General features: G+C 38.1%; 20 protein-coding genes. 15 read left to right on the top strand and 5 right to left on the bottom strand.

Going from position 1 to position 22806, the window contains the following annotated elements; translation table 11 throughout:
* Nucleotides 1-324 precede the first annotated feature (324 nt).
* From GQR44_RS00215 to GQR44_RS00165, 11 genes are all read left to right on the top strand, one after another.
* The gene (locus GQR44_RS00215) at nucleotides 325-1014 is read left to right on the top strand and encodes a response regulator transcription factor (protein WP_166368051.1); all 690 of its coding nucleotides are present in this window, start codon (nucleotides 325-327) and stop codon (nucleotides 1012-1014) included.
* A 294-nt stretch (nucleotides 1015-1308) separates the two neighbouring features.
* The gene (locus GQR44_RS00210) at nucleotides 1309-3423 is read left to right on the top strand and encodes a TonB-dependent siderophore receptor (protein ID WP_166368049.1); all 2115 of its coding nucleotides are present in this window, start codon (nucleotides 1309-1311) and stop codon (nucleotides 3421-3423) included.
* Between the two features lie 207 nt (nucleotides 3424-3630).
* A complete protein-coding gene (locus tag GQR44_RS00205) occupies nucleotides 3631-4266 on the top strand; it encodes a PepSY-associated TM helix domain-containing protein (protein WP_166368047.1) in 636 nt (211 codons plus the stop codon).
* 83 nt (nucleotides 4267-4349) lie between these two features.
* On the top strand, nucleotides 4350-4865 hold the full coding sequence (locus GQR44_RS00200; protein WP_166368045.1) for a DUF2271 domain-containing protein: 516 nt from the start codon (nucleotides 4350-4352) through the stop codon (nucleotides 4863-4865).
* Between the two features lie 115 nt (nucleotides 4866-4980).
* Nucleotides 4981-5814: a DUF4198 domain-containing protein gene (locus tag GQR44_RS00195; RefSeq protein ID WP_166368043.1), complete on the top strand. Its 834-nt coding sequence runs from the start codon at nucleotides 4981-4983 to the stop codon at nucleotides 5812-5814.
* An 11-nt stretch (nucleotides 5815-5825) separates the two neighbouring features.
* The gene (locus tag GQR44_RS00190; RefSeq protein WP_346774303.1) at nucleotides 5826-6152 is read left to right on the top strand and encodes a hypothetical protein; all 327 of its coding nucleotides are present in this window, start codon (nucleotides 5826-5828) and stop codon (nucleotides 6150-6152) included.
* The gene (locus tag GQR44_RS00185; protein ID WP_166368041.1) at nucleotides 6149-6697 is read left to right on the top strand and encodes a hypothetical protein; all 549 of its coding nucleotides are present in this window, start codon (nucleotides 6149-6151) and stop codon (nucleotides 6695-6697) included. Before GQR44_RS00190 ends, GQR44_RS00185 begins: the two co-directional genes overlap by 4 nt.
* A 69-nt stretch (nucleotides 6698-6766) precedes the next feature.
* On the top strand, nucleotides 6767-7774 hold the full coding sequence (locus GQR44_RS00180) for a zinc ABC transporter substrate-binding protein (RefSeq protein ID WP_240923526.1): 1008 nt from the start codon (nucleotides 6767-6769) through the stop codon (nucleotides 7772-7774).
* A complete protein-coding gene (locus GQR44_RS00175; protein ID WP_166368039.1) occupies nucleotides 7774-8505 on the top strand; it encodes a metal ABC transporter ATP-binding protein in 732 nt (243 codons plus the stop codon). The genes GQR44_RS00180 and GQR44_RS00175 overlap by 1 nt, the downstream gene beginning before the upstream one ends.
* Nucleotides 8505-9380, top strand: coding sequence for a metal ABC transporter permease (locus GQR44_RS00170; RefSeq protein WP_166368037.1), 876 nt, complete (start codon nucleotides 8505-8507; stop codon nucleotides 9378-9380). Before GQR44_RS00175 ends, GQR44_RS00170 begins: the two co-directional genes overlap by 1 nt.
* Nucleotides 9381-9382: 2 nt before the next feature.
* A complete protein-coding gene (locus tag GQR44_RS00165; protein ID WP_166368035.1) occupies nucleotides 9383-10273 on the top strand; it encodes an ABC transporter substrate-binding protein in 891 nt (296 codons plus the stop codon).
* 131 nt (nucleotides 10274-10404) lie between these two features.
* Here GQR44_RS00165 and GQR44_RS00160 read toward each other — a convergent pair whose 3' ends face one another.
* The gene (locus GQR44_RS00160) at nucleotides 10405-11865 is read right to left on the bottom strand and encodes a hypothetical protein (RefSeq protein ID WP_240923525.1); all 1461 of its coding nucleotides are present in this window, start codon (nucleotides 11863-11865) and stop codon (nucleotides 10405-10407) included.
* Nucleotides 11866-12459: 594 nt separating this feature from the next.
* Between GQR44_RS00160 and guaD the strand changes: the two genes are divergently transcribed.
* Together guaD and GQR44_RS00150 are read left to right on the top strand one after the other, a co-directional pair.
* Nucleotides 12460-13848, top strand: coding sequence for a guanine deaminase (guaD, locus tag GQR44_RS00155; protein ID WP_166368033.1), 1389 nt, complete (start codon nucleotides 12460-12462; stop codon nucleotides 13846-13848).
* Nucleotides 13849-14046: 198 nt separating this feature from the next.
* Nucleotides 14047-14625 carry a nucleoside triphosphate pyrophosphohydrolase family protein gene (locus GQR44_RS00150; RefSeq protein WP_166368031.1) on the top strand — a complete coding sequence of 193 codons (579 nt, stop codon included), beginning with the start codon at nucleotides 14047-14049 and terminating at the stop codon, nucleotides 14623-14625.
* A gap of 157 nt (nucleotides 14626-14782) precedes the next feature.
* Here the strand turns inward: GQR44_RS00150 and GQR44_RS00145 are convergent, their stop codons facing one another.
* The 4 genes from GQR44_RS00145 to mutS all read right to left on the bottom strand — a co-directional run bounded on the left by GQR44_RS00145 (nucleotide 14783) and on the right by mutS (nucleotide 21098).
* On the bottom strand, nucleotides 14783-16036 hold the full coding sequence (locus GQR44_RS00145; RefSeq protein WP_166368029.1) for a HAMP domain-containing sensor histidine kinase: 1254 nt from the start codon (nucleotides 16034-16036) through the stop codon (nucleotides 14783-14785).
* A 2-nt stretch (nucleotides 16037-16038) separates the two neighbouring features.
* A complete protein-coding gene (locus GQR44_RS00140; protein ID WP_166368027.1) occupies nucleotides 16039-16746 on the bottom strand; it encodes a response regulator transcription factor in 708 nt (235 codons plus the stop codon).
* Nucleotides 16747-16976: 230 nt separating this feature from the next.
* Nucleotides 16977-18116, bottom strand: a complete 1140-nt coding sequence (locus GQR44_RS00135; RefSeq protein WP_166368025.1) for a Na/Pi symporter — start codon at nucleotides 18114-18116, stop codon at nucleotides 16977-16979.
* Nucleotides 18117-18488: 372 nt separating this feature from the next.
* Nucleotides 18489-21098: a DNA mismatch repair protein MutS gene (gene mutS, locus GQR44_RS00130; RefSeq protein WP_166368023.1), complete on the bottom strand. Its 2610-nt coding sequence runs from the start codon at nucleotides 21096-21098 to the stop codon at nucleotides 18489-18491.
* A gap of 43 nt (nucleotides 21099-21141) precedes the next feature.
* On the opposite strand from mutS, the gene GQR44_RS00125 reads away from it, so the two are divergent.
* Entirely contained in the window at nucleotides 21142-21642 is a 501-nt protein-coding gene (locus tag GQR44_RS00125; protein ID WP_166368021.1) for a nicotinamide-nucleotide amidohydrolase family protein, read from the top strand.
* A 79-nt stretch (nucleotides 21643-21721) separates the two neighbouring features.
* On the top strand, nucleotides 21722-22768 hold the full coding sequence (gene recA / locus GQR44_RS00120; protein ID WP_166368011.1) for a recombinase RecA: 1047 nt from the start codon (nucleotides 21722-21724) through the stop codon (nucleotides 22766-22768).
* Nucleotides 22769-22806: the final 38 nt, after the last annotated feature.

Raw genomic sequence — 22806 nt, 5'->3', positions numbered from 1 at the left:
CTACACCAGCCTCCAATTAAGTTAAGCCAACCTTCATCAAGCTATGTCACAAATGACCAGCTCAACAACTCTTCGAACAATACCCTAACCAAATAATACGCTATTAAAAAATATGCCAATAAAAATATGGCCATGAAACCCTATGGACTCACTAGTAGAATAGATAAAAGTGTCAGTTACGCGTTGCTAGTATGTTGCTGAGAAGAAGTTTTTTCGATTGTTAATAGATCAGTAGGATAAAAACGTATCCGTATCATTGATAAGTTCAACTTTAAAAAGTAGAATGCGAATCATTATCGTTCGTTTTTATTTTTAAAGGTCATTATGTCAAATATAGTGTTATTAAGTGATGATCCACAAAGTACTGTGTCACTCACTGAAGTGCTAAGCAGCAAAAAACACCAAGTCACTTGTTTTAGTGATGGTGAAACAATTTTAAACTTTCTGCAGCAACAAAATGTTGATCTTGTATTAGTTGATAACTACTTGTCCTCAGCGCAGACCTTAAAACTAATTACGACGATATGTAAAAATTTTGCCACCCCCATTTTATTGTTGAGCGAATCAACCGATCCAACTGCTGTACTCGATGGTTTACAAGGAGGCGCAGATCAATACCTGACAAAGCCTTTTTCCGCTAAAACACTATTAGTGCATATTGATGCTTTGTTACGCCGAGTCAGTTTAGATAGGCAACGTTTAACATTTCATCATTGCAGTAAACAGTTTTCACTGAGAGTCGCACGCCTACCTTTAACCGAAACTGAAGTCTCCTTAGTACAATATCTAAGTAAAAATGATGGTAATGTTATCTCTAAAGCAACCTTACAAAAAGAGGTGTTGAAAAAAGATATATCAGCTTTTGATAGAAATTTAGATGTGCATATCAGTAACATACGTAGAAAAATGTTGAGTGCAGGGCTATCAAAATTACATATCAAAACCGTGCACGGTAAAGGTTATACTTTTTGTGAAAAAATCAGCCAACTTTCTCTTGGATTTTTTTATTTTTAACATTTTTATATTTCAATTTAATACTTCTACTGCCATCTCTTCTATTTTTAAACGCTAACCAACTCTAGCGAATGACTGGATTTACTTTGTTGCCCTCAAAAGCAGCATAGTAAATCCAGATTATCTGTGTTTTTATTTTCGAAAATGTAAATAATGTAATTTTGATGTTATTGATAATTATTATCATGTAAGTTTTGCGTTGTTTCCATCAGTGCATGAGATTTATCACTCAAATGGAATTGCGATTATTTCCTAATTGAGGAAATGAAAATTAACACTTTGGAGAAGTGAAACATGTTTAAAAAAAGTCAGTTAGCATTATTCGTAGGGGCGACGCTTGCCTCATCAATGGTTTATGTTAACGCTGCTGAAAAAGAGCTAAATCCTGAAGATGTAATGGTTATCACTGCTGAGCGTGCAAACTATAAAGCCGATAATAATACAGGCTCTATGCGTATGGAAATGACGCAACTTGAAACACCGGGACAAGTTACGGTGATCGATGAGCAATTAATTGATGAGCAGCGTGCGACAACATTAGGACAAGTTTTAAAAAATGACTCAAGTGTTTCAGCGGGCGGTGATAGCCGTAACCGTGAGCGCTTCTCTTTACGTGGTTTTGAATTAGGTAGTAGCAGTGGTTTTTTACGTGATGGCAAACAACATTGGTCTCATTACCGTCAACCTGTTGAATTATTAGAATCTGTTGAAGTATTAAAAGGGCCAGCTGGTTTGTTATACGGACAATCAGCACCTGGCGGCCTTATTAACATGGTCTCTAAAAAACCTACCGCTGAAACGCAAGTTGTATTTAGCCAAGATATTGGTTCAAACAGCGCAACACGAAGCACGCTCGATGTCAGTGGTGCATTAAATGAAGATAAAACATTACGCAGTCGCTTAGTTTTATCACAACAAAATTATGATTCATGGAGAAGCTATAGTGATGGTTCTACACCTTCTACAGAACGTTTTGTAGGTGGATTATTTGTTGATTATGATATCAATGATGCCGTCACTGTTTCTGCACATTATGACCGTACAACAGATGACGGAAGTGTTGACTCTGGTGCTTATGTTGTTGATGGTAAATCAGTATTAGGCGATAAGTATATTTGGGATACGCAATGGTCAAACATTGATAATGAAGTTGAGAATGTAGGCCTTGGTGTCGATGCACAATTAAATCAAAATTGGTCGTTAAATGTTAGTTATAACTATCAAAATTTTAAGCGTCATGATGTAGAGAGTTACCCCGTTGAAACAACGTTTGATGGAACAACTTATTCACAAGGCGGTAGTGACCGCAGTGACCATTGGATCTTCCAAACTGCAAGTGCTGATTTAGTAGGTGAATTTAATACTGGCAGTATTGAACACCAATTATTAATTGGTAGTAACTGGTTAGGCTACAGCTATGAACGTGAACAGTATTCGTTAAACAGCACTACAACAACAGTTGGTGAACCAAATGACTCTGCAACTATCAACACTTCTGCAAGTGTAAAAACAAGTGACAGTGAATATAACGCTTATGGTTTTTATGTCCAAGATATGGTGACCTTAAATAAACAGTGGCAAGTCTTAGGTGGACTTCGCTATGACTTAAAAGTTACACCAGGTGAAGATGGTGAATCTGATGAAAGATTAGATGCAATTGTGCCTAAACTAGCATTGATTTATCACCCTGCAAATAATGGTTCTATCTACTTAACTTATTCTGAAAGTTTTGAGCCATTATCTGATGTTTCAGATAGTAAAGCGACTAACGACGGTGCTTCACTTGATCCAGTGACAGGTAAACTTTACGAATTAGGGACGAAATGGGAACTGTTTGACGATAGGTTGTTTGCTTCTGCCGCTATTTTTGAAATTACGCAGGAAAACTCAACTATTAATGTGGGCACTTCTGAATCATACGAAGTCACGCAAGCAGGCGAACGAGTTCATCGTGGTGCTGAATTAGCATTCCAAGGTAATTTAACAGAGTCATTATCATTGAGTGGTACGGGTACTTACCTTGATGCTGAATACACTACTGATGCAAATTATCAGGGTAATCGACCTGCTGATGTGCCTAAGTTTTCCGCTAGTGTTTGGTCTCGTTATCAAGTTACCAGTGATACGGATCTTAACTTAGGTGCTACCTACGTGGGCTCTCGTTACAGTGATGCTGCTAATACCTACAAAAAAGATGCTTACACACGCATTGATTTAGGTATTTCTCATACACTTCAATATGACCAAAACCTCGACATGGTTTTCCGTTTAAACGTAGAGAACCTATTTGATACTGATTACTACGCTGGTGGCGGTTCAACAAGTGATGATTACGCGAGTAACGGTGCACAAAACGTAGTGGTTGGCGAAGGACGTAACTTTATGGCAACAGTACAAGTTCGTTATTAAGTAAAACCTATTAACTGTTTGAGTAGATGCTCAAACAGTTAATACATCTATTGGCAATCTAATCGCCCTGTCATTTATTTACAATCTCACCTTATTATTTATTTGCATTACATAAGAAATGTAAAGAATGTAAATTTATTTATCTCTTAAATGATAATGAGTTACATTTGCGTTTTTATAATCTAATAAAATAAGACATCAACTTTCATGGTCAATTCGCTCAAAAATAAAAAAGTGCAGTTATGGGCAAGGCGTTTACATATCTACGTTTCAATGGCTTTATTATTAGTTGTTTTATTTTTTGCTGTTACAGGTATCACTTTAAATAGACCTCACTTGTATGTTAGTGAACAACCAAAAGTCGATCAGCAAATATTGGCCATACCTGATTTTTTATTTGCAATAACAGACGATCATTTAGTCGTTGATAAAACAAAGCTATTAGCTTACTTAGCAGATAAAACCAATGTCACCGGAAAGCCTTCATCTGTGCAGTTGTTCAGCGAAGTTGAAGAAGGGGAATTGGTTGAAGGTGAGGTTTCTTTAGATTACAAAGGCCCTGGTTTTAACAGCACAGTCTTTATTGATTTAGTCACGCAAGAAGCGGAAATAGAAACAACGCATTATGGCGTGATTGCAGTCTTAAATGACCTACATAAAGGCAGGAACAGTGGCCAAGTATGGGCATGGTTTATTGATATTAGTGCCCTATTAATGATTTTTTTTGTGTTAACAGGAGTGTGCTTGTTAGTACCGAAGAAAAAGAGTTTTAGCTTGGGATTAAAATGGACTGCATTTGGCTCCGTTATCAGCCTACTGATTTATCTCTTCGCTGTACCATAAAAAGTCCTGTGAGTTATTTCTGAAATTAACAACATATCAACAAAAAATACCGTTAAGAAAATTTAAACAATGAGAGTGAGAAAATGAAGGGAATTTATTTTAGTTATTGGCTATTGGGCTTAATGGTTGCCTTACCGAGTTGGGCAAAAACTATTCCAGCATCAGCGAGCATGGGCGTTGAGTTTGAATTACCTCAAGTGGAAGCAAGTATCTATGCTCGGCCCTATGTTGCAGTGTGGATTGAAGATAAAAAACGACAGCCTGTACGCACTATACAACTTTGGGTTGGTGATGATGAATGGTTAAAAGACTTACGTAGTTGGTGGCGTAAAGTTGGGCGTGATGACCGTTCGGTTGTTGATGCCGTCACTTCTGCTACTAGACCCGTTGGACAACATCGCTTTACCTGGGATGGTTTAGATCAGCAAGGAAACCGCGTTGAACAAGGTGATTACATTTTTTATGTCGAAGTTGTACGTGAGCACGGTGGACGTAATTACATTCGACAAAAAATAACCCTAGGTGAAGAAAGCTTTGATTTGCAAATTGCACCTACTGAAGAGACTGGCAACATTGCTTTACATTATCAGCTTAATTAATGGGTTTTATATTTTCCAGTTATTAAGTCGCAGCCACCCGTTAATAGCCACCTATTAATAGTTACTAATTACTAATTAATAATCACTAATCAACAATTACTTAAGAGAGAGAACAATGCTAAATAAAAAATTCAATGCCGTTGTTGTAATGGCGTCAATGTTAGTCGGATTAACACTATCAAGTGTTGCTAGTGCACATCCACGTTGGGTATTACCCTCTCATTTTACTATTTCTAAAGAAGGTGGCGATTGGCTAACTTTTGATGTGACAGCGTCTCATGGCACCTTTGTGATGGATAAACCTGCGGGCAGTGAAACAGCACAAGTGGTTATGCCCGATGGCCGTAAAGAACGTCCTGACTTTGTATTGCGTGGTAAACGCCGCTCTGTATTTGATTTCCACTTTACAGAAGAAGGGACACACCGAGTACAAATTAATGGTACGCCAAGCTACGTAACAAGCTATAAAGCTGGTAAACGTGATACTCAGAAAAGATTACGTGCGAACAAGGTTGAGCGAGTTGCATTATTACCAGAAGGTGCGCGTGATGTAAGCAGCACATTAAACTACACGCGAGCAGAAACCTACATTACTGTTGGCAAGCCAAGTGAAAAGCCTTTCCCATTAGAAGGTAAGTACCTAGAGCTGCAACCTACTACTAAGCCTGCTGATATTGTGGCGACTGAGCCTGTACGTTTTCAATTATTCTTTAACGGTAAAGCCCAAGCGGGTGTAAAAGCAGAAATTACACGTGATGGCACTTTATACCGTAACCAGCAAGACCAAATTGACGTTGTTAGTGATGAGCAAGGTTTTATTGAGTTTACGCCAGAGATTGCTGGCCGTTATATTTTAAAAGCGTCGCATCGTGCAGCGATTATGAATAATCCACTAGCAGAAAAAATGAATGCTAGTGTGCACCTTACTTTTGAAGCGATATTACCGTAGTGGTTGCCCGCGTGAGTGCAGTTGCCCTGCTTAAAAAAAGTCTAATAGGTATCGGTCTTCTTTCTGTTAGTCAGCTTGCTTTTGCGCATTATCCACTAATGCATTGTTCAATTGTTGGCGACAATATTGAATGTGAAGCGGGTTATAGTGATGGCAGTAAAGCGGTTGACTATCAGGTCAATATGTACGACTACGACGATAACTTAATTGCTAAAGTGAAAACGGATAAACGTTCTATTGCTACTTTTAATGATACGCCCGATGAATACTATTTGGTATTTGATTCTGGGCACGAGTATCCCGTTGAAGTGGATAGTGTCGAGATAACTGAGAAATGACCATACAAGCAGTTGTCAGCGAGAATAAAGGGCATGAAGGTTACTGGATAGCGACATTATGCCTTTTAATTTTGCTAATAGGCGCACTATTATTACCCTATAACAGTGCACATCATCAACATCAGTCTTTAGCTGATCATCAAGTGCTGATCACTGATCTGCCTTCTCCTCCTTTAGCTATGATTGCTGAGCTGCGGTTAGCCCATGAAGAGATCCGTTATTTTTATCAGATGCAACAAGATTGGTTAGCGGTAACGCAGTTGGAGCAAGATTGGATTGCTCCCTTTGTAAAAGATAAAAGCTGGGCGCATCAAGGTGAGCATGATTGGTCTTTAGTTGCTGCTGGAATATATCAAAGTACACCGGCTAAAGGTGGCATACGTTATCTTTTAAATAGCCGTAGTGATCAAGTTGATATTTGGTTGCAGGAAAAACCGCAAGCAAGTGTAGCTACCGCTTTTGATCTAAATGCTTTAGCTACATCAGGTTGGACTCAAGTGGTGTTTAGTGAGTCACAACTTACAGAGCAACATACTGAACATTAAAGTATTACTGAACATTAAAGTATTCCTGGACAGTAAAACGACGCTGAACATCAGCATTAGGAAATTTCCATGGCGACATTATTAATTATGCTTAAACGCTTCTCATTGCTTTTATTGTTAACGCTGACGAGTTTGCAAAGCTATGCACAAGTTGATCTAAAAAATGAGCAAAAGATTCAACCTAAGCAACTTAAACAACTTAAACAACAAAGCAGCGAACAGAATCGACAAGAAAAAAAACTAACGGTTGGCATTACGTTACAACCTTATTATAGCTACGTGAAAGCAGTGGTTGGTGACCAAGTGAATGTATTGCCCCTTGTTGATGAAGGATTTAACCCACACAACTACCAACCTCAAGCCAATGATTTACGTCGTTTAAATTTAATGGATGTCATTGTTGTTAATGCTATTGGGCACGATGATTTTGCATTAAAAGTGATTAAAGCTGCTGACCGCAATAATCTTATTATTATCAAAGCGAATAAAGATGTACCTCTCTTACCTGCCATGGGGCAATCTGTCGGCAATGGAGTTGTTAATCCACATACCTTTGTAGGTGTGGCAACAACCATTCAAAAGGTTTATAGCATTGCCAATGAAATGTCTAAAATAGACCCTGACAACGCTAAGTTATACCGTGCAAACGCACGAGCTTATGCTTTGAAATTTAGAAAGATGAAACATAAAGCAATGATGAACTTAAGCGATATTAATACCGCAGGTATGAAAGTTGCGACTACACATAATGCCTATGGTTATATTCTGCAGGAGTTTGGTGTACAAGTCAGTGCTGTTATCGAACCTGCGCACGGTGTTGAGCCAAGTGCAAGCCAACTGCAAGAAACCATCGAAAAGATTAAAGAATCTGGTATCGATGTATTGTTTTATGAGCTAAATATGCCAAACCGTTATGTTGATACCATCGAAAAAGAAACAGGAATTAAGTTATACCGTTTCTCACACATGACCCACGGAGCTTATCGAGCGGACAAAGTTGAAGTGGAAATGCGTCAAAATTTAAATATGCTAGTGGAAGCGATGAAGTTTACTGCGGCACAAAAAGGTGGTGTGTAGTGGGCCCCTCTATTTCATTAAGTCATGTTAGTTTACGCTATGAAAATAACATTGTTTTACAGGATATTTCAGCCACATTAGGTTCCGGTGAATGCCATGTCATCATGGGCCCTAATGGAGGAGGAAAAACGTCACTATTACGTTCGATATTAGGATTAACTCCTTTTAAAGGAGAGGTGAATATCCATTGGCCTAAGGGCAAAGGTAAAATAGGGTATGTGCCACAAAAAGCGACCTTTGAGCCTAGCTTGCCGTTAACAGTATTAGACTTTATTTTACTTAATCAAAGTCGCTCACCTTTATTTTTTAACTTTAATAAAAAGCACAAGGTCAAAGCGCTGCAACAGTTGGCACGTTTGGGAATGGAAGATCGCGCCATGTTTAGAATGGGGCAATTGTCTGGGGGCGAGCAGCAACGAGTTTTATTTGCACAAGCCTTGTTAGATGATCCTGATTTATTGATTTTGGATGAGCCTACCAATGGTATGGATGACCAAGGTGTACGTTATTTTGAGTCATTGATTGCTGACCTTGTGAAAGAAAACAAAACCATTTTGGTTGTACATCATGATATTAGTGCAGTACGCCGTTTACAGGCCGTGGTGCATGTAGTGAATGGAACTTTATTGGAAAGTGGATTGGCAGAAGACGTGTTAAAGCCAAATAAAATAGAACGATTATTTAATCATTATCGTAGCCACTCAAACCATCAAAACGAGGAAGTCGCTTAATGGATTGGTTACGTTTATTAGCAAACCAAGGCGCGGAAGCTGGCTGGTTAAGTGAAAGCTTTGCCTATGGTTTTATGGTCAATGCTTTAGTGGCTGCCTTGTTCGTTGGACCACTATTGGGTGGATTAGGTACATTAGTGATTGCTAAACGTCTTGCATTCTTTTCAGAGGCGGTAGGGCATGCCGCATTAACGGGGATTGCTATTGGCGTATTGTTAGGGGAACCCCCTGAAAATCCAATCATTGGCTTGTTCTGTTTCTGCATGATCTTTGCATTGTTATTACATTTTGTACGTAACCGCACAGCTGTACCTTACGATACTTTAGTCGGGGTGTTCCTTGCTGTTGCGTTAGCCGGTGGTGCCGCATTATTAATGTATGTTGCACGTAAAATTAATATTCACATGTTAGAGAATGTATTATTTGGTTCAATATTAACTATCACTGACTTTGATTTATTAGTATTAGGTGTCAGTTGCCTACTTATTATTGTTGGGTTGATGTTCACTTTTAATCGTATTTTATTAGCTTCAATTAGCCCTGATATCGCTAAAGTTCGTGGTTATAACACGCACTTTTATGATTACTTATTTGTAATGATGATCACCTTAGTGACTATTGCTGCGGTGAAAATTGTTGGTGCAGTGTTAGTGGGGGCGTTGCTATTAATACCCGGTGCAACGGCACGTTTAATGACTAGAAGCATGGGCAGTTTTGTTCTGTTGTCTTCATTATTAGCTACGTTAAGCTGTTTAATTGGTACTTTGTTACCAATGGAATTAAAGCTTCCTATTCCCTCTGGCGCGTCAATTATTTTAGTGGCAGCTAGCTTCTTTTTAATCGCAACGGTTTATCGAATTGTGGCGAGGAAATAATAATGAATCTCTTAAATAAATTAAAAAAGTCACCTCTGTTTAGCCGAATTTTATTATCTATATTGTTCTTATTGCCTAGTCAGTTAATGGCCAAGGATATAGTAACCACTACACCAGTGACTTACATGTTGGCGACCCAGTTAATGAAAGGTACAACAATTAGCACAACCTACTTAGCACCTAAGCGTTACGGTATTGATCGTTTAAATAATTGGTATGCAAATAAAGGTGAGCAAAAAGCATATCAAGCAGGAGAGCAAGCCACTGTTGCTATTACATTAAGCGCACTATGGCAGCAGGATCCTTTGTTCATTTATGCGCGTCAGGGGAATATCAAACTAATTGAGATAGATGCTTCACAATCACTCTCTCCTCGCAGTCGAGGCATCGCATCGGTTACATTACCGAACGGAGAGAGTTCAATTTATGCGTGGTTAAATCCAAATAATTTGAGCACTATGCTAAGTATTGTGAGTGAAGATTTAAAGAAAATTTGGCCAGAAAAAGCGCCTGTAATTGAAAAAAATCAACAACAGTTATTGATTAATATTCGCTCGCTGATTAACCAACAACAGCAAACTTTATTTGATAAAGAGATTGATTCCGTTGTATTACTTTCGGATCAATTAGAAGACTTTTCTTCGGCAAATCAGTTGTTTGTAGTGGATCGATTATTTAAAGATGAGTTGGAATGGACAGCTCAGGATAAAGCGAGTTTAACAACGTTATTAACAGAATCGCCTGAGTTGTGGTTAGTCACAACACGTAAGGTATCAGCTCAACTAAAAGCATTATTACCTGATTTTGATCAGATATTGGTTGTCGATAGTATCGACCGTTGGGGAAGGGCTGGGATCACCGAAGATAAACCATTGCAGCGCTGGTTGTTTTAAAAGTTCTCGTGTTTTTAAATGCAGTCTGTTTTTACAATATTGTCGTTATGTATTTTAAAGTTGAATCTGCCAGGCGCTACTGACCGCAGCTAATATTAATATTGGTTGCGGTCATTACTTTGATTCAACGTTCATTTACGTCTTTTAATATGCAATAACGAGTATAGTTTTGATTGCAGTTTTTTATCCGCTCGGTCTTTAATTTTGGCTTCACCGGCTTTCTCTATTTCAATAATCCCTGAACGATTCAAGGTAATTCTATAACGTTCAAACTGTGCATCATATTGGCCTTGGTCTAAGGCTACAATGACGTTAATTTGGTAGCGTCGTTCAATAGAAGTAGTTTGGATCTTTTCTTTATTTGAGGTGCTTTCTAAGCGTTCAAATACTTTGCCTGTTCCACCTTCCACAAACCGAGTTAATGGGCGTAGACTAAAGAATATATTTTCTTCAATGGTATCGTAACCAGCCTGAAAACCTTGTTTACTGATACGTGATTCAATACGGTAATGCAAAAGCTGCGCACTCTGTTTATTTTGACTATGACGCTCAGCTAACAAGTCCCTACTTTGTTGAGGCAGTTTCTTACTGATGCTGTAATCCAGCCAAACTTTTTGTCTGGCTATTTCCTGTTGATTAGTCGAATCGAATAATGTGCGAGACCATTTAGGTTTACCACGCCGTATCCAACGCCAAAGCATATTTTTAAACTCGTCTTTAAATACTTCACGCACACCATAAATGATCGCCAATATAAATATCATTAACGTGGTTAACTGGCTAAACGCACCTTGCGTTTTAATAATCAACACTAACACCACACTCATCAATAGCGCGGTCGCAACGCCCGTTACTAATTTTCGAGTGTGATTACCTAATATTAACGTTCTACTTTTAAAGATTACCCCGTATTCAATTAAGCGACGTAATAGGCGCATTTTATTAGCAATACGGTTTGGATCTTTTAAAGTGGCTTCAGAGTTATAGCCCTTTTTTTTGCGATACTGATTTTCTTCATCGCAAATAGCCAACAGCGCTAAACGTGTTTCACTAAACTCGCTGTTACGTGGTTTTTTGACCAACATTCGCATGATGGTTTGTTCAGTATGCCAAGATAAGTAATTGTCTACATTTTCATAGATAGAAGTGAGCTTGGCGCTGGTTGGTTGATGGCTTCTGTGCTTCTTTAAAATATCTAAACAATGCTCTGTTAAATCAACAGCCGCATGATAAAAGTCAGCTAAACCTTCACTATCGTTAATCGCCAATACTTCATTTGCATCGGTATCTAATGCTGAAATATATTGGTATGCGAAAAGGTTTAAATTACTTTTATATTCAGCGGTCGAGCGTTTCATACGACTGGCAAAACGACGGTGTAATAGAGGTAAATGCAAGCCATTGGTATGGTAAGCGCGTCGTCCGTTAATGCCCGCATTAAAATAATCGACTTCGCTTAAGGTGTCTTTATTGATGCCCATCTCTTTTGGAAGTGAAAAATATAAGTCAATACGTCTAAACGTCCCTTGTTTCATATGATGGGTTAGTTTAATCGATAATTTCTCATCTTGTTTTAAAGTGAAGTTGGGCAATGGTTCCTCCTTAGTTGTTGGAAAGTATATCTCATAGTAATTAATTGTAATGAGTAAATATTAAAAAATTATTAGGTTAATTGAACAAAATCAATTGTTTTTACAGGGCCATTGCAAAATCTCAAAGCTAGGCTTCAAATGGTGAAAATATGATGCTTCATTTTTATATGGGTATTGGTAATGCGAGGTCTGTTATTTGTAATGATAATAGTCCAATTTTATGACCGTTTAGTTCATTTATTTATCTCATAGGCCATTAATGCAGCCATATTCTACCACAATTTGAGTAAAAAACGTGCAGATAAGTGAGGTGTAAAGTTAGTCATTTATTTAAGTTAGTCATTAAATAGAGCAAAATAGAGCGATAGATATTAATAATGAGAACAAGTTTATTCATTAACATTACAGGGGACAGGTAAATTAATACTTTAAGCTTGGCTGAATTTTGGTTATATTAAGTAAGCTTTTAGTGATTTTCGGTTGTTAATAATAAACGCTTGAAACAAGGGCTCGGTATTGTCGAGTCAAAAATCATAGTTTTCATTTAACTAAATTCAACTGAATTTTACCTAATATCACTATGGGCAATATGCTATGCAAAAAAATCTAAATACTAATCCAAGTGCGAATCCAAGTACTAATTTAAATACTACAGCACCAACTCCTTCATCTAATTCTGAACAATCAGCGATTAACGCGATTCGTGCCAGTTTCTTACATTTTATTGAAGATCCTGCTCAGCTCGACAATGCACAAGAAGCTTATCAATATATTGAAGATGGTTTGATGGTGATCGAAAATGGCAAAATAAAATCATTACAAGCTTTCGAACAAAAAAATGCAGACTTATGCGAGTCGGTTGAAGATCAGCGTGGCAAATTAATTATGCCTGGTTTTATCGATACACATATCCATTACCCACAAACTGAGATGATCGCCGCTTACGGTGCACAATTGTTAGAATGGTTAGAAACCTATACTTTCCCTACCGAAAAACAATTTTCTGATAAAGAGTACGCGCAAAAAATATCTGAATTTTTTATTCATGAACTTCTAAAAAATGGTACAACCAGCGCATTAGTATTTGGTACTGTACACCCTGAGTCAGTTGATGCTTTGTTTGAAGAAGCGCAAAAAATAGATATGCGATTGATAGCAGGCAAAGTGATGATGGATCGCAATGCACCAGATTATTTATTGGATACCGCACAATCGAGCTATGACCAATCTAAAGTATTAATTGAAAAGTGGCATAATAAAGGGCGTTTACAATATGCGATTACTCCGCGTTTTGCGCCTACTTCAACAGCTGAACAATTACAGTTTGCAGGACAGTTAAAAGCCGAATACCCAGATGTTTATGTGCAAACGCATTTATCAGAAAATATAGATGAAATTAATTGGGTTAAATCACTTTTCCCAGAGCGAGCAGGGTACTTTGATGTTTACCAGCATTACGGACTCACTGGCAATAAATCTATCTTTGCACATTCTATCCACCTTACTGAAAACGAGTGGCAAGCAATGTCTGAAACGGATTCAGTAATCGCATTCTGTCCGACTTCAAATTTATTTTTAGGCAGTGGGTTATTTGATCTAGAAAAAGCCGATAAAAATAATATTCGTGTTGGCTTAGCAACAGATGTAGGCGGAGGCACTAGCTTTTCACAGTTGCAGTCACTTAGTGAAGCTTACAAAATTATGCAGTTGCAAGGCAAAAAATTGTCGGTCTTTAAAGGCCTGTATTTAGCAACCTTAGGCAGTGCAAGATCTCTCAGTTTAGATCATAAAATAGGAAATTTTGTGACAGGTAAAGAAGCAGATTTTGTGGCATTAAACTGGGCAGCGACGGATTTACAAAAGCTACGATTAAAGAACTCTAACAACCTACAGGATAAGTTATTCGCTTTGATGATGTTAGGTGATGAGCGTAATGTTGAAGCAACGTATGTTGCCGGGAAATTAGTTTATAGTGCTGTATAAGGGCGTTTTGAATTGGCATAATAAGGGGATTTAATTATTTTTTGTTTATCCCTATCTATAGGTGAGCAAAAAATTTACACTTTATGCCAATTTAGATGGCCATTAAGACAAAAAATATAATGTTGGTGCTAATTTAATATTTGTGAATTTAGCACCTTTTGTCTGATTGCTCTCATTTAGTCTGTAACAGGAAATACCATGAAACTAACTCAATTAACCGCTGCAATTTACGACAAACTTTACACTGATATTACTCAGTTTAGAGAAACCTTTGACCTGCCTTGTGCTGCGCCAGAAACCTTGGATGAAAAAGCAGATGCATTACATAGCTCATTGATTATTGAAGAATTAACAGAGTTGGCAGAAGCGCCATGCAAAGTTGAACAAGCCGATGCAATTGTTGATAGTGTGTATGTTTTAATGGGGCGAGTGGTTCACCTTGGCAATAAAAATGTGGAAGATAATATCGCCATTAGCTATTTAGTTGATCTGTTTTTAAATGTAGCCAAGCAACGTAATATTGATTTTATGGCGTGTTGGAATGAAGTGCATTCAAGCAACATGAGTAAAGTGTGTCGTAACCAACAAGAGTATCTTGAAACAGAAGCTTTTTATGCTGAGCAAGGTGTGAAGTTAGTGGATAGTGTTAAAGGTGAATTTATCATTGCTAAGTGTGCTGAAGATGTACAGTTAGAAGGTAAATTAGTTCGCCAAGGTAAAGTTCTTAAATCGGTATTTTATCGCCCTGCGGATCTTGCTCCCCTTGTTAATGGTTAATAGCTTATTAGCTGAGTGGTAGCTGGCTAAGTCGTTGTGACTAAGCAGTTGTTAATAACTAACTGTGAATAAGTAGCAGTGAATTAGCAACCCAACAAAAATTCACTGAATAAATTTTAAACCGCAGTTAGTAAATTACTCACTGCGGTTTTTTAGATCATCTAAAGTTAATTTCTACATGACGCCCATTAGCGGTTGCAACATTCTCATATTGCCAGCCATAGTGCTGAACTAGTTTCTCGGTTAACTCTAACCCTAAGCCAAAACCCAGCTCATCCTCATGTTTATCATCACGAATATTTTGATTATTGATCACGAGGTGGCTCTTAGATTGCTTGATCGTTATAGTGCCTTCTTGAGTATGCTGTAAAGCATTTCTAATGATATTAGTGATCACAATTTGACACAGCGCCTCAGGTAAAGAATGGATACTGATATCAGTTTCAATCGTGACATCTACATTTTTACCATTCAATAAATAAGTAAGTTGTTCTAATAATTGCTGTGTCATTAAACCCAATGAAATTGATTTAACTGGAATAGATTTATCGGGTTGGCGGTTTAACCACAATAGTGTTTCGGTTAAATCTGTCATGGTAATACTTGCTCGCTCAATACGATCTAATACAAGCAGTTGTTTTTCACTACTAATACCTTTCGATATCATTTTTCGCAGTAATTCAGCATTTGTGCGTGTAACGGCTATAGGCGTGCGTAATTCATGGCTAGCATAACCTAAAAAGCGTTTTTCTCGTTTTAAACTTGTTTGTACTGATTGTAAACTCGATTGCACAATCTTCGCTAAGCTATTCAGTTCACTATAATGAAAATCAGGTGCAGGAAGAGACAATTGTTTTTTATTTAATTGCTTAGCCCAAAGCATTAGCTTTTCTACTGGATTAGCTACTTTATGTAAAATCAGATAAGGCGTTAAAGTAAATAGTGCCATGACAGACAATGCAATTATTAATAGGTTTATGAAAGGAGGGGGGCCATCAAACCCTGTGTTAGGTTGATCCTTCGTTGTAAAAATTGTTGAGATAAAACGCACTTGGCCATCAACATTCAATTTTATAGCAAAGTAAACCGCTATAGGAGGCGTAAAAGGAGGCATGCCATCCATCGCTTTCAATAGCTCATTTTCTTTTATATCGTTCGGATCTAATTTTTCTTGAATAATACTAGGCAAATCTTGCCATCTATTAGCGACCACAAAGTCATTAATACTGATTGGATTTCCTTCGGAAACATTTTCAATATTAGCAATTGATCGCATCGAGTCACTCATCGCAATATTAACACCGTAAACAAAGTATTTATAACTAACAAAAGACATAATTGAAATTGTCGTAACTCCGGCCACTAGCATCATGGCGAAAAAATATAACTTGAGGCTCGGGATTATTTTCATTACTACTGCTCACTTTTTAAAACAAAACCATGGCCAACAAGCGTATGGATTAATTTTGTTTTGTTTGTATTGGTATTGTCATTATCGCTTTTACCATCCACCGATTTTCTTAAGTTGTACATGTGTACTTTTAAGCTATTACTATCAGGCTGATGGTCGCCCCAAACACTTTGTACTAACTTTTCTCTACTTACTGGGTTGGGACTAGCAAGCATTAATGTTTCTAAAATTTTAAAGCTGATAGGGGATAATTTTAAGGGTATGCCGTCACGTGAGGCGGTTTGTTGTTTGGCATTTAATTCTAAACCACAAACATTGAGCATTTTAACTTGCCCACTACGTCGACGAGATAATACCTGTACTCTCACAATTAACTCTTCCATCGCAAAAGGTTTCACCAAATAATCATCGGCTCCTTTGGAGAAACCTTGCAATTTATCATCCAATGTATCTTTTGCTGTGAGCATTAATATAGGCACATCAATGCCCTGTGTTCTGAGTTTTTCACAAACTTCTAAACCATTCATTTTAGGCATATTTAAGTCTAAAATAACGACATCGTAATTGTTTGTTGTGATCAGATTAAAACCTGACAAGCCATTGGTGGCATGGTCACATTGAATATTTTCTAATTCAAAGTAATCAATCACAGCGGTTGCCAAGTCAATATCATCTTCTACTAATAATAATTGCAACTTATCTGAATCCATGATTATTCCTTCATTTGTGTAATCGGTAGAACTTTACTTGAGGTAAATACGATAACAATTGTAAGGTTAATAGATGGTTAAGACCAAACAATTAGTTTTTATGATGATTGACGTTGTGAAGTAGTGTAGCTTGGTAGGTGATGACACAAAAAAAGCGACTCATTGAGTCGCTTGTAAATATATGCAGATTTTTTTAGAGATTAATTACTATTTAAAACTTAAGCTTGTTATTAACGTACACCAACTAAAATTAAGCCGGGTAAGATAAAGAAGGTGCCAATAACATACCCAAAGGCGAGGAGTTTATTTTCTGTGCCCACTTGAGCCAGTTTCTCTGCACCTTTTAACGGTAGTTCACGTAGGAATGGAATTCCGTAGATGACCACGACTGCTAAGAAGTTAAATAGGAAATGCACTAGGGCAATAGTTAACGCAGCTTCGGCCATTGGGCCTGAGATAGCTGTGGCTGCTAATAATGCGGTGATTGTTGTACCGATATTTGCACCTAGTGTGAAAGGGTATATTTGACGGGTGGTGAACATGCCGCTACCCGCTAATGGGATCATTAAGCTAGTAGTCGTTGATGATGATTGCACCATCACTGTCATTAAGGCGCCTGAACTGATACCTGCAATAGGACCTTTACCTAAAGCATTATGCAAGATGGATTTTGCTCTACCCACTAATACTTTTTTCAGTACTTTACCTAAGAAAGCGACTGAGAATAAGATAAGTGCAACGCCAGCAATGACCATTGCAATACCGGCCATTTTCCCTGGAATAATAGAAGCCATATCTGAAATTAGGTTCACGCCTGGTTTTGTTAAAGGTTTCATAAAGTTAAAACCTTTAAGCGACATATCCGCGCTACCAACCAATAAATGTGATGCGGCACCGGCCATTTTTTCTAATAAACCAAACATCAATTCAAGCGGTAAGAATATAAGCACTGCAATTAAGTTAAAAAAGTCATGTACTGTTGCTGCACTAAAAGCACGTTTGAAGTCTTCCTTATCACGCACGTGTCCGATGGATACAATAGAGTTAGTGATCGTGGTGCCGATGTTAGCCCCCATGATTAATGGGATTGCAATTGAAACGGGTAAACCACCGGCCACTAAACCAACGGTTACAGCTGTGACGGTAGAAGATGATTGTACTAATGCTGTTGCTAGTGTGCCTAGAATCAAGGCAACAAGTGGGTTACTTGCAAATTGAAATATCTCTTCAGCCCCTGCAGCGCCCCCTGAAAATAATTTAAACCCGCTGCTAACCGTGCTCACGGCAACTAACATGCAATAGACTAAAAAGATCACCGTAGACCAATTAATTAGTTGTTTTAAAGTACTGTTGTTATTTTCATTATTCATTTTATTAAGCCTATTATTAGGAAGCTATTTAGTGCACAAAGGTTATGTATTTTGTTAATGCGCCGATTAGAACAGAGTTTTGTTACAGAAATATTTCAGTTGTCATAAAAAATTCGTTAATTTTAAAATAATGATGATTATTGATTTGAAAATTATAATAGATAGAGATTTTATTCGGGTTTTAAAAAGGGCAGGGTGATTGGTGCGAGCTGATAAGTAATAAGTAATAAGTAATAAGTAATAAGTGAAAAGGGGAAATAATAAAGAAAAAGCAGAGTGTGATTAAACACTCCGCTATATTTTAATGGTTAGCTGTTTAACATTTTTTATTAAGCACCTGTTCTCTATCAGAAATAAAAATAATGATAAAAATTAAAGCTGCTCTTTCAGCTGATAAAGCATTGCCAACGCTTGTTTTGGGGTTAAATCATCCGGATCTAAGCTGGTCAATAAAGTGATAGCTTGATGAGGCTCTGGCTGTGAAAAGTCTAAACTACATTGCACCGACGCTTGCTCTGCATTACTTTCGACTAACGCCTGAGAGTTAAGTTGTGCTTGTTGTTGCGATTGGAGTGAAGAAGCTTCTAACTGCTGTAACTTTTTCTTCGCATTATCTAATACTGATTTAGGTACACCTGCTAATGCGGCAACTTGTAATCCATAACTTTTATTTGCAGCGCCTTCCTGTAAAGCATGTAAAAACGCAATACTATCACCATGCTCAACGGCATCTAGATGCACATTAACTAATTCAGGAATAGTTTCAGGTAAGCGTGTTAACTCAAAATAGTGCGTTGCGAATAAGGTATAGGCCTGGATTTTTTGTGCTAATTGTTCAGCACAAGCCCAAGCTAAAGACAAACCATCAAAGGTACTCGTACCACGACCAATTTCATCCATTAACACTAATGAGTTGGGCGTTGCATTATGTAAGATATTAGCTGTCTCGGTCATTTCTACCATAAAGGTTGAACGACCACTGGCGAGGTCATCGGAAGCGCCAATACGTGTAAAGATACGATCAATCGGACCAATTGTTGCACTTTGTGCAGGAATGAAACTACCAATGTGTGCCATTAACACCATTAACGCAACTTGACGCATATAGGTTGATTTACCACCCATATTAGGGCCGGTAATGATCAACATACGTCGTTGTTGATGCAAGTTAACAGGGTTGGCTATAAATGGCGTTTTACTCACTTGCTCAACGACGGGGTGGCGGCCTTCTTCTATTTCAATTCCACTTTGTTGCTGCAAAACAGGGCGCACATAATTTAACGTTAATGCACGCTCAGTTAAGGTGTTTAATACATCCAACTCGGCTAAAGATTTAGCGGTAAATTGCAGACTTTTTAAATGTGGTAGTAATAGATCAATCAGTTGTTCATAAAGCTGTTTTTCTAACGCTAGCGCTTTACCTTGGCTTGATAACACTTTTTCTTCATGTTCTTTTAGTTCGGCGATAATGTAACGTTCTGCCCCTTTAAGGGTTTGGCGGCGTACATAATGTTCAGGCACATGTGCCGATTGGCTGCGACTTATTTCAATAAAATAGCCGTGGACACGATTATAGCCAACTTTTAAAGTGCTGATACCGGTGCTTTCTCGTTCACGTTTTTCTAGTGCTTCTAAATAGTCTGTTGCACCTTTAGATAAGTTGCGCCAATGATCTAGCTCACTGTTGTAACCTTCCTTGATCACGCCCCCATCTCTAATCAATACCGGTGGATTATCAATAACAGCCGTTTCTAATAGATTCAATAACTCAGGGTAGTTACCCATCTCTTCGCTAAGGTCAGCTACTAGATCTTGAGGTAATTGCGTGATTAAGTGTTGTAACTCAGGCAGTAAAGAGAAAGCACAGCGTAAACGTGTCAAATCGCGCGGACGAGCAGAACGTAACGCAAGGCGAGCAATCACTCGTTCAATATCACCAATTTGTTTAAGTGGTATTGAAAGTGCGTCGGTTAAGTCGAAATCCATTAGCGTTTGGATCATGGTTTGACGGTAGTTGAGCACCGTTAAATTACGAATCGGCTGGTGGATCCAACGTTTTAATAAACGGCTACCCATCGGGGTTACTGTGGTATCTAGTACTTGCGCCAGGGTATTATCAGTACCGCCAGCTAGGTTAAAGGTCAGTTCTAAATTACGACGTGTCGCCGCATCTAAAATAACCGTATCTGTGCTTTGCTCTAATGTGATCGACTGAATATGTGTCAATACAGTACGTTGTGTATCTTTTAAGTACTGTAATAATGCACCTGCAGCACAAATAGCAAAATGTGCTTTTTCAATACCAAAACCCACTAAGTCCTTGGTGCCGAGTTGTTGAGTTAAGATATTTTTACAGGTACCTAATTCAAACTCCCATTCAGGGCGACGGCGAATAGTGGGTAAGTGCTCAATTAAATCAACACATTCAAAATTATCTGGGTACAGTAGCTCTGCTGGGTTGAGGCGCTGTATTTCAGCTTGCAGTGATTCAGTTTTATTAACTTCATTAACAATAAAACGGCCACTACCAATATCTAAGGAAGCAATACCAAAGGTGTCGCCTTGCTGATAAACTGAACATAATAAATTATCTTGTTTATCATCCAATAATGCTTCATCGGTGATCGTACCAGGGGTGATGATACGTACAATCTTACGTTCAACAGGTCCTTTACTGGTTGCTGGATCGCCAATTTGTTCACAAATTGCAATCGATTCACCGAGCGCAATTAGCTTTGCTAAATAACCTTCCACACTATGGTAGGGAACGCCGGCCATAGGGATTGCATTACCGCCGGTTTTACCGCGTTGAGTGAGGGAAATACCTAATAACTGAGAGGCTTTACGAGCGTCATCGAAAAACAGTTCGTAGAAGTCACCCATGCGATAAAAGAGTAAGGTGTCTGGCACTTCACTTTTTAAGGTTAAAAACTGTTGCATCATCGGAGTATGTTGTTTTAATTCTTGCGCTGTTGGCTTCATAATGAATACACTTAATAACTATTTCTAAAAAAGGCGGAAAATTATGTTTACTGAAAAAACCGTTAAAGAATTGGCGCAAGTATTAGGAGAAAAACTCACTAATGCAGGTTTAATTGCGACCACTGCAGAATCCTGTACCGGTGGTGGCGTAGCATACGCTATTACAGAAATTTCTGGAAGTTCGCTGTGGTTTGATCGTAGTTTTGTGACTTACAGTAATGGTGCTAAAACACAAATGCTGGGCGTAGATGCCGGTCTGATTGATGAGTTTGGCGCCGTTTCAAAAGAAGTAGTTAATGCGATGGCGATTGGTGCCGTGAAAAATTCTGATGCTGATATTGCCGTTGCGATAAGTGGTATTGCTGGGCCTGATGGTGGAAGCGATGAAAAACCTGTTGGTACTGTATGCATTGCTTGGTATAACGCACACAGTGGTCACAAAACGGAAACCTATTTATTTGTGGGTGATCGTTCAGAGGTCAGAACTCAAGCCATTCGTTTAGCTTTATTAGGGTTAATCGATAATATAGAAACAAATTTTTAATAAAAACACTTGATACTGTATAAATGATCAGTATACTGCATAAATATACAGTAAATTATAGAACATCACTGGAGAGAATATGAGTCAGGACGCGAATAAAGATAAAGCATTAGCGGCGGCATTAGGCCAAATTGAGAAACAATTTGGTAAAGGTTCAATCATGCGTCTGGGAGACGGTGCAGCAGCAATGGAAATTGAATCTGTTTCAACTGGCTCATTAGGTTTAGATGTTGCGCTAGGCATAGGCGGCTTACCTTACGGACGTGTTGTTGAAATTTACGGACCAGAAAGCTCTGGTAAAACGACGCTAACATTACAAGTTATTGCTGAAGCACAAAAACAAGGTAAAACCTGTGCATTTATCGATGCAGAGCATGCACTCGACCCAAGCTATGCAAGAAAATTAGGCGTTAATGTAGACGACCTTCTTATCTCACAGCCAGATACGGGTGAGCAAGCATTAGAAATATGCGACATGTTAGTTCGCTCTGGCGCAGTGGGTGTTGTGATTGTCGATTCTGTTGCAGCCTTAACACCAAAAGCTGAAATTGAAGGAGACATGGGTGATTCACACATGGGTCTTCAAGCACGTTTAATGTCTCAAGCATTACGTAAATTAACGGGTAATATCAAGCAAACCAATACTATGGTTATCTTTATTAACCAAATTCGTATGAAAATTGGTGTGATGTTTGGTAACCCAGAAACAACTACCGGTGGTAACGCTTTAAAATTCTATGCTTCAGTTCGTTTAGATATCCGTCGTATTGGTGCGGTTAAAAATGGCGATGAGATAACGGGTAATGAAACACGCGTTAAAGTAGTTAAAAACAAAGTATCACCTCCGTTTAAACAAGCTGAGTTCCAAATTTTATATGGACAAGGTATTAATAATTACGGTGAGTTGATTGATCTAGGCGTTAAGCAAGAACTAGTCGAAAAATCAGGATCTTGGTATTCATATAATGGTAATAAAATTGGCCAAGGTAAAACTAATGCATGTAAATTCTTAGATGAAAATCCAGCTGCTGCTAAAGAGTTAGATGCTAAGTTACGTGAAATATTATTAGCAAAACCTGACTTGAAACCAGAATCAAAAGAAGTTGAAACAGAAGCACCTGAGTAACTAGCTTAATGATTTAATAAGTTACTGGTTAACAGCGA

It is taken from the genome of Psychromonas sp. SA13A (genome assembly GCF_011378715.1).
GTDB lineage: Bacteria > Pseudomonadota > Gammaproteobacteria > Enterobacterales > Psychromonadaceae > Psychromonas.
Note: the sequence above shows the minus strand (reverse complement) of the source record. Positions and strands in the feature narration are given on the sequence as shown.

Bases quoted from the DNA above. Each gene is read 5' to 3' on its own strand.
- guaD (WP_166368033.1), top strand. From the start codon at position 12,460: ATGCAAAAAAATCTAAATACTAATCCAAGTGCGAATCCAAGTACTAAT.
- GQR44_RS00125 (WP_166368021.1), top strand. From the start codon at position 21,142: ATGTTTACTGAAAAAACCGTTAAAGAATTGGCGCAAGTATTAGGAGAA.
- GQR44_RS00150 (WP_166368031.1), top strand. From the start codon at position 14,047: ATGAAACTAACTCAATTAACCGCTGCAATTTACGACAAACTTTACACT.
- GQR44_RS00195 (WP_166368043.1), top strand. From the start codon at position 4,981: ATGCTAAATAAAAAATTCAATGCCGTTGTTGTAATGGCGTCAATGTTA.
- GQR44_RS00185 (WP_166368041.1), top strand. From the start codon at position 6,149: ATGACCATACAAGCAGTTGTCAGCGAGAATAAAGGGCATGAAGGTTAC.
- GQR44_RS00170 (WP_166368037.1), top strand. From the start codon at position 8,505: ATGGATTGGTTACGTTTATTAGCAAACCAAGGCGCGGAAGCTGGCTGG.
- GQR44_RS00165 (WP_166368035.1), top strand. From the start codon at position 9,383: ATGAATCTCTTAAATAAATTAAAAAAGTCACCTCTGTTTAGCCGAATT.
- GQR44_RS00135 (WP_166368025.1), bottom strand. From the start codon at position 18,116: ATGAATAATGAAAATAACAACAGTACTTTAAAACAACTAATTAATTGG.
- mutS (WP_166368023.1), bottom strand. From the start codon at position 21,098: ATGAAGCCAACAGCGCAAGAATTAAAACAACATACTCCGATGATGCAA.
- GQR44_RS00205 (WP_166368047.1), top strand. From the start codon at position 3,631: ATGGTCAATTCGCTCAAAAATAAAAAAGTGCAGTTATGGGCAAGGCGT.
- GQR44_RS00180 (WP_240923526.1), top strand. From the start codon at position 6,767: ATGGCGACATTATTAATTATGCTTAAACGCTTCTCATTGCTTTTATTG.
- GQR44_RS00200 (WP_166368045.1), top strand. From the start codon at position 4,350: ATGAAGGGAATTTATTTTAGTTATTGGCTATTGGGCTTAATGGTTGCC.
- GQR44_RS00215 (WP_166368051.1), top strand. From the start codon at position 325: ATGTCAAATATAGTGTTATTAAGTGATGATCCACAAAGTACTGTGTCA.
- recA (WP_166368011.1), top strand. From the start codon at position 21,722: ATGAGTCAGGACGCGAATAAAGATAAAGCATTAGCGGCGGCATTAGGC.
- GQR44_RS00210 (WP_166368049.1), top strand. From the start codon at position 1,309: ATGTTTAAAAAAAGTCAGTTAGCATTATTCGTAGGGGCGACGCTTGCC.
- GQR44_RS00145 (WP_166368029.1), bottom strand. From the start codon at position 16,036: ATGAAAATAATCCCGAGCCTCAAGTTATATTTTTTCGCCATGATGCTA.
- GQR44_RS00140 (WP_166368027.1), bottom strand. From the start codon at position 16,746: ATGGATTCAGATAAGTTGCAATTATTATTAGTAGAAGATGATATTGAC.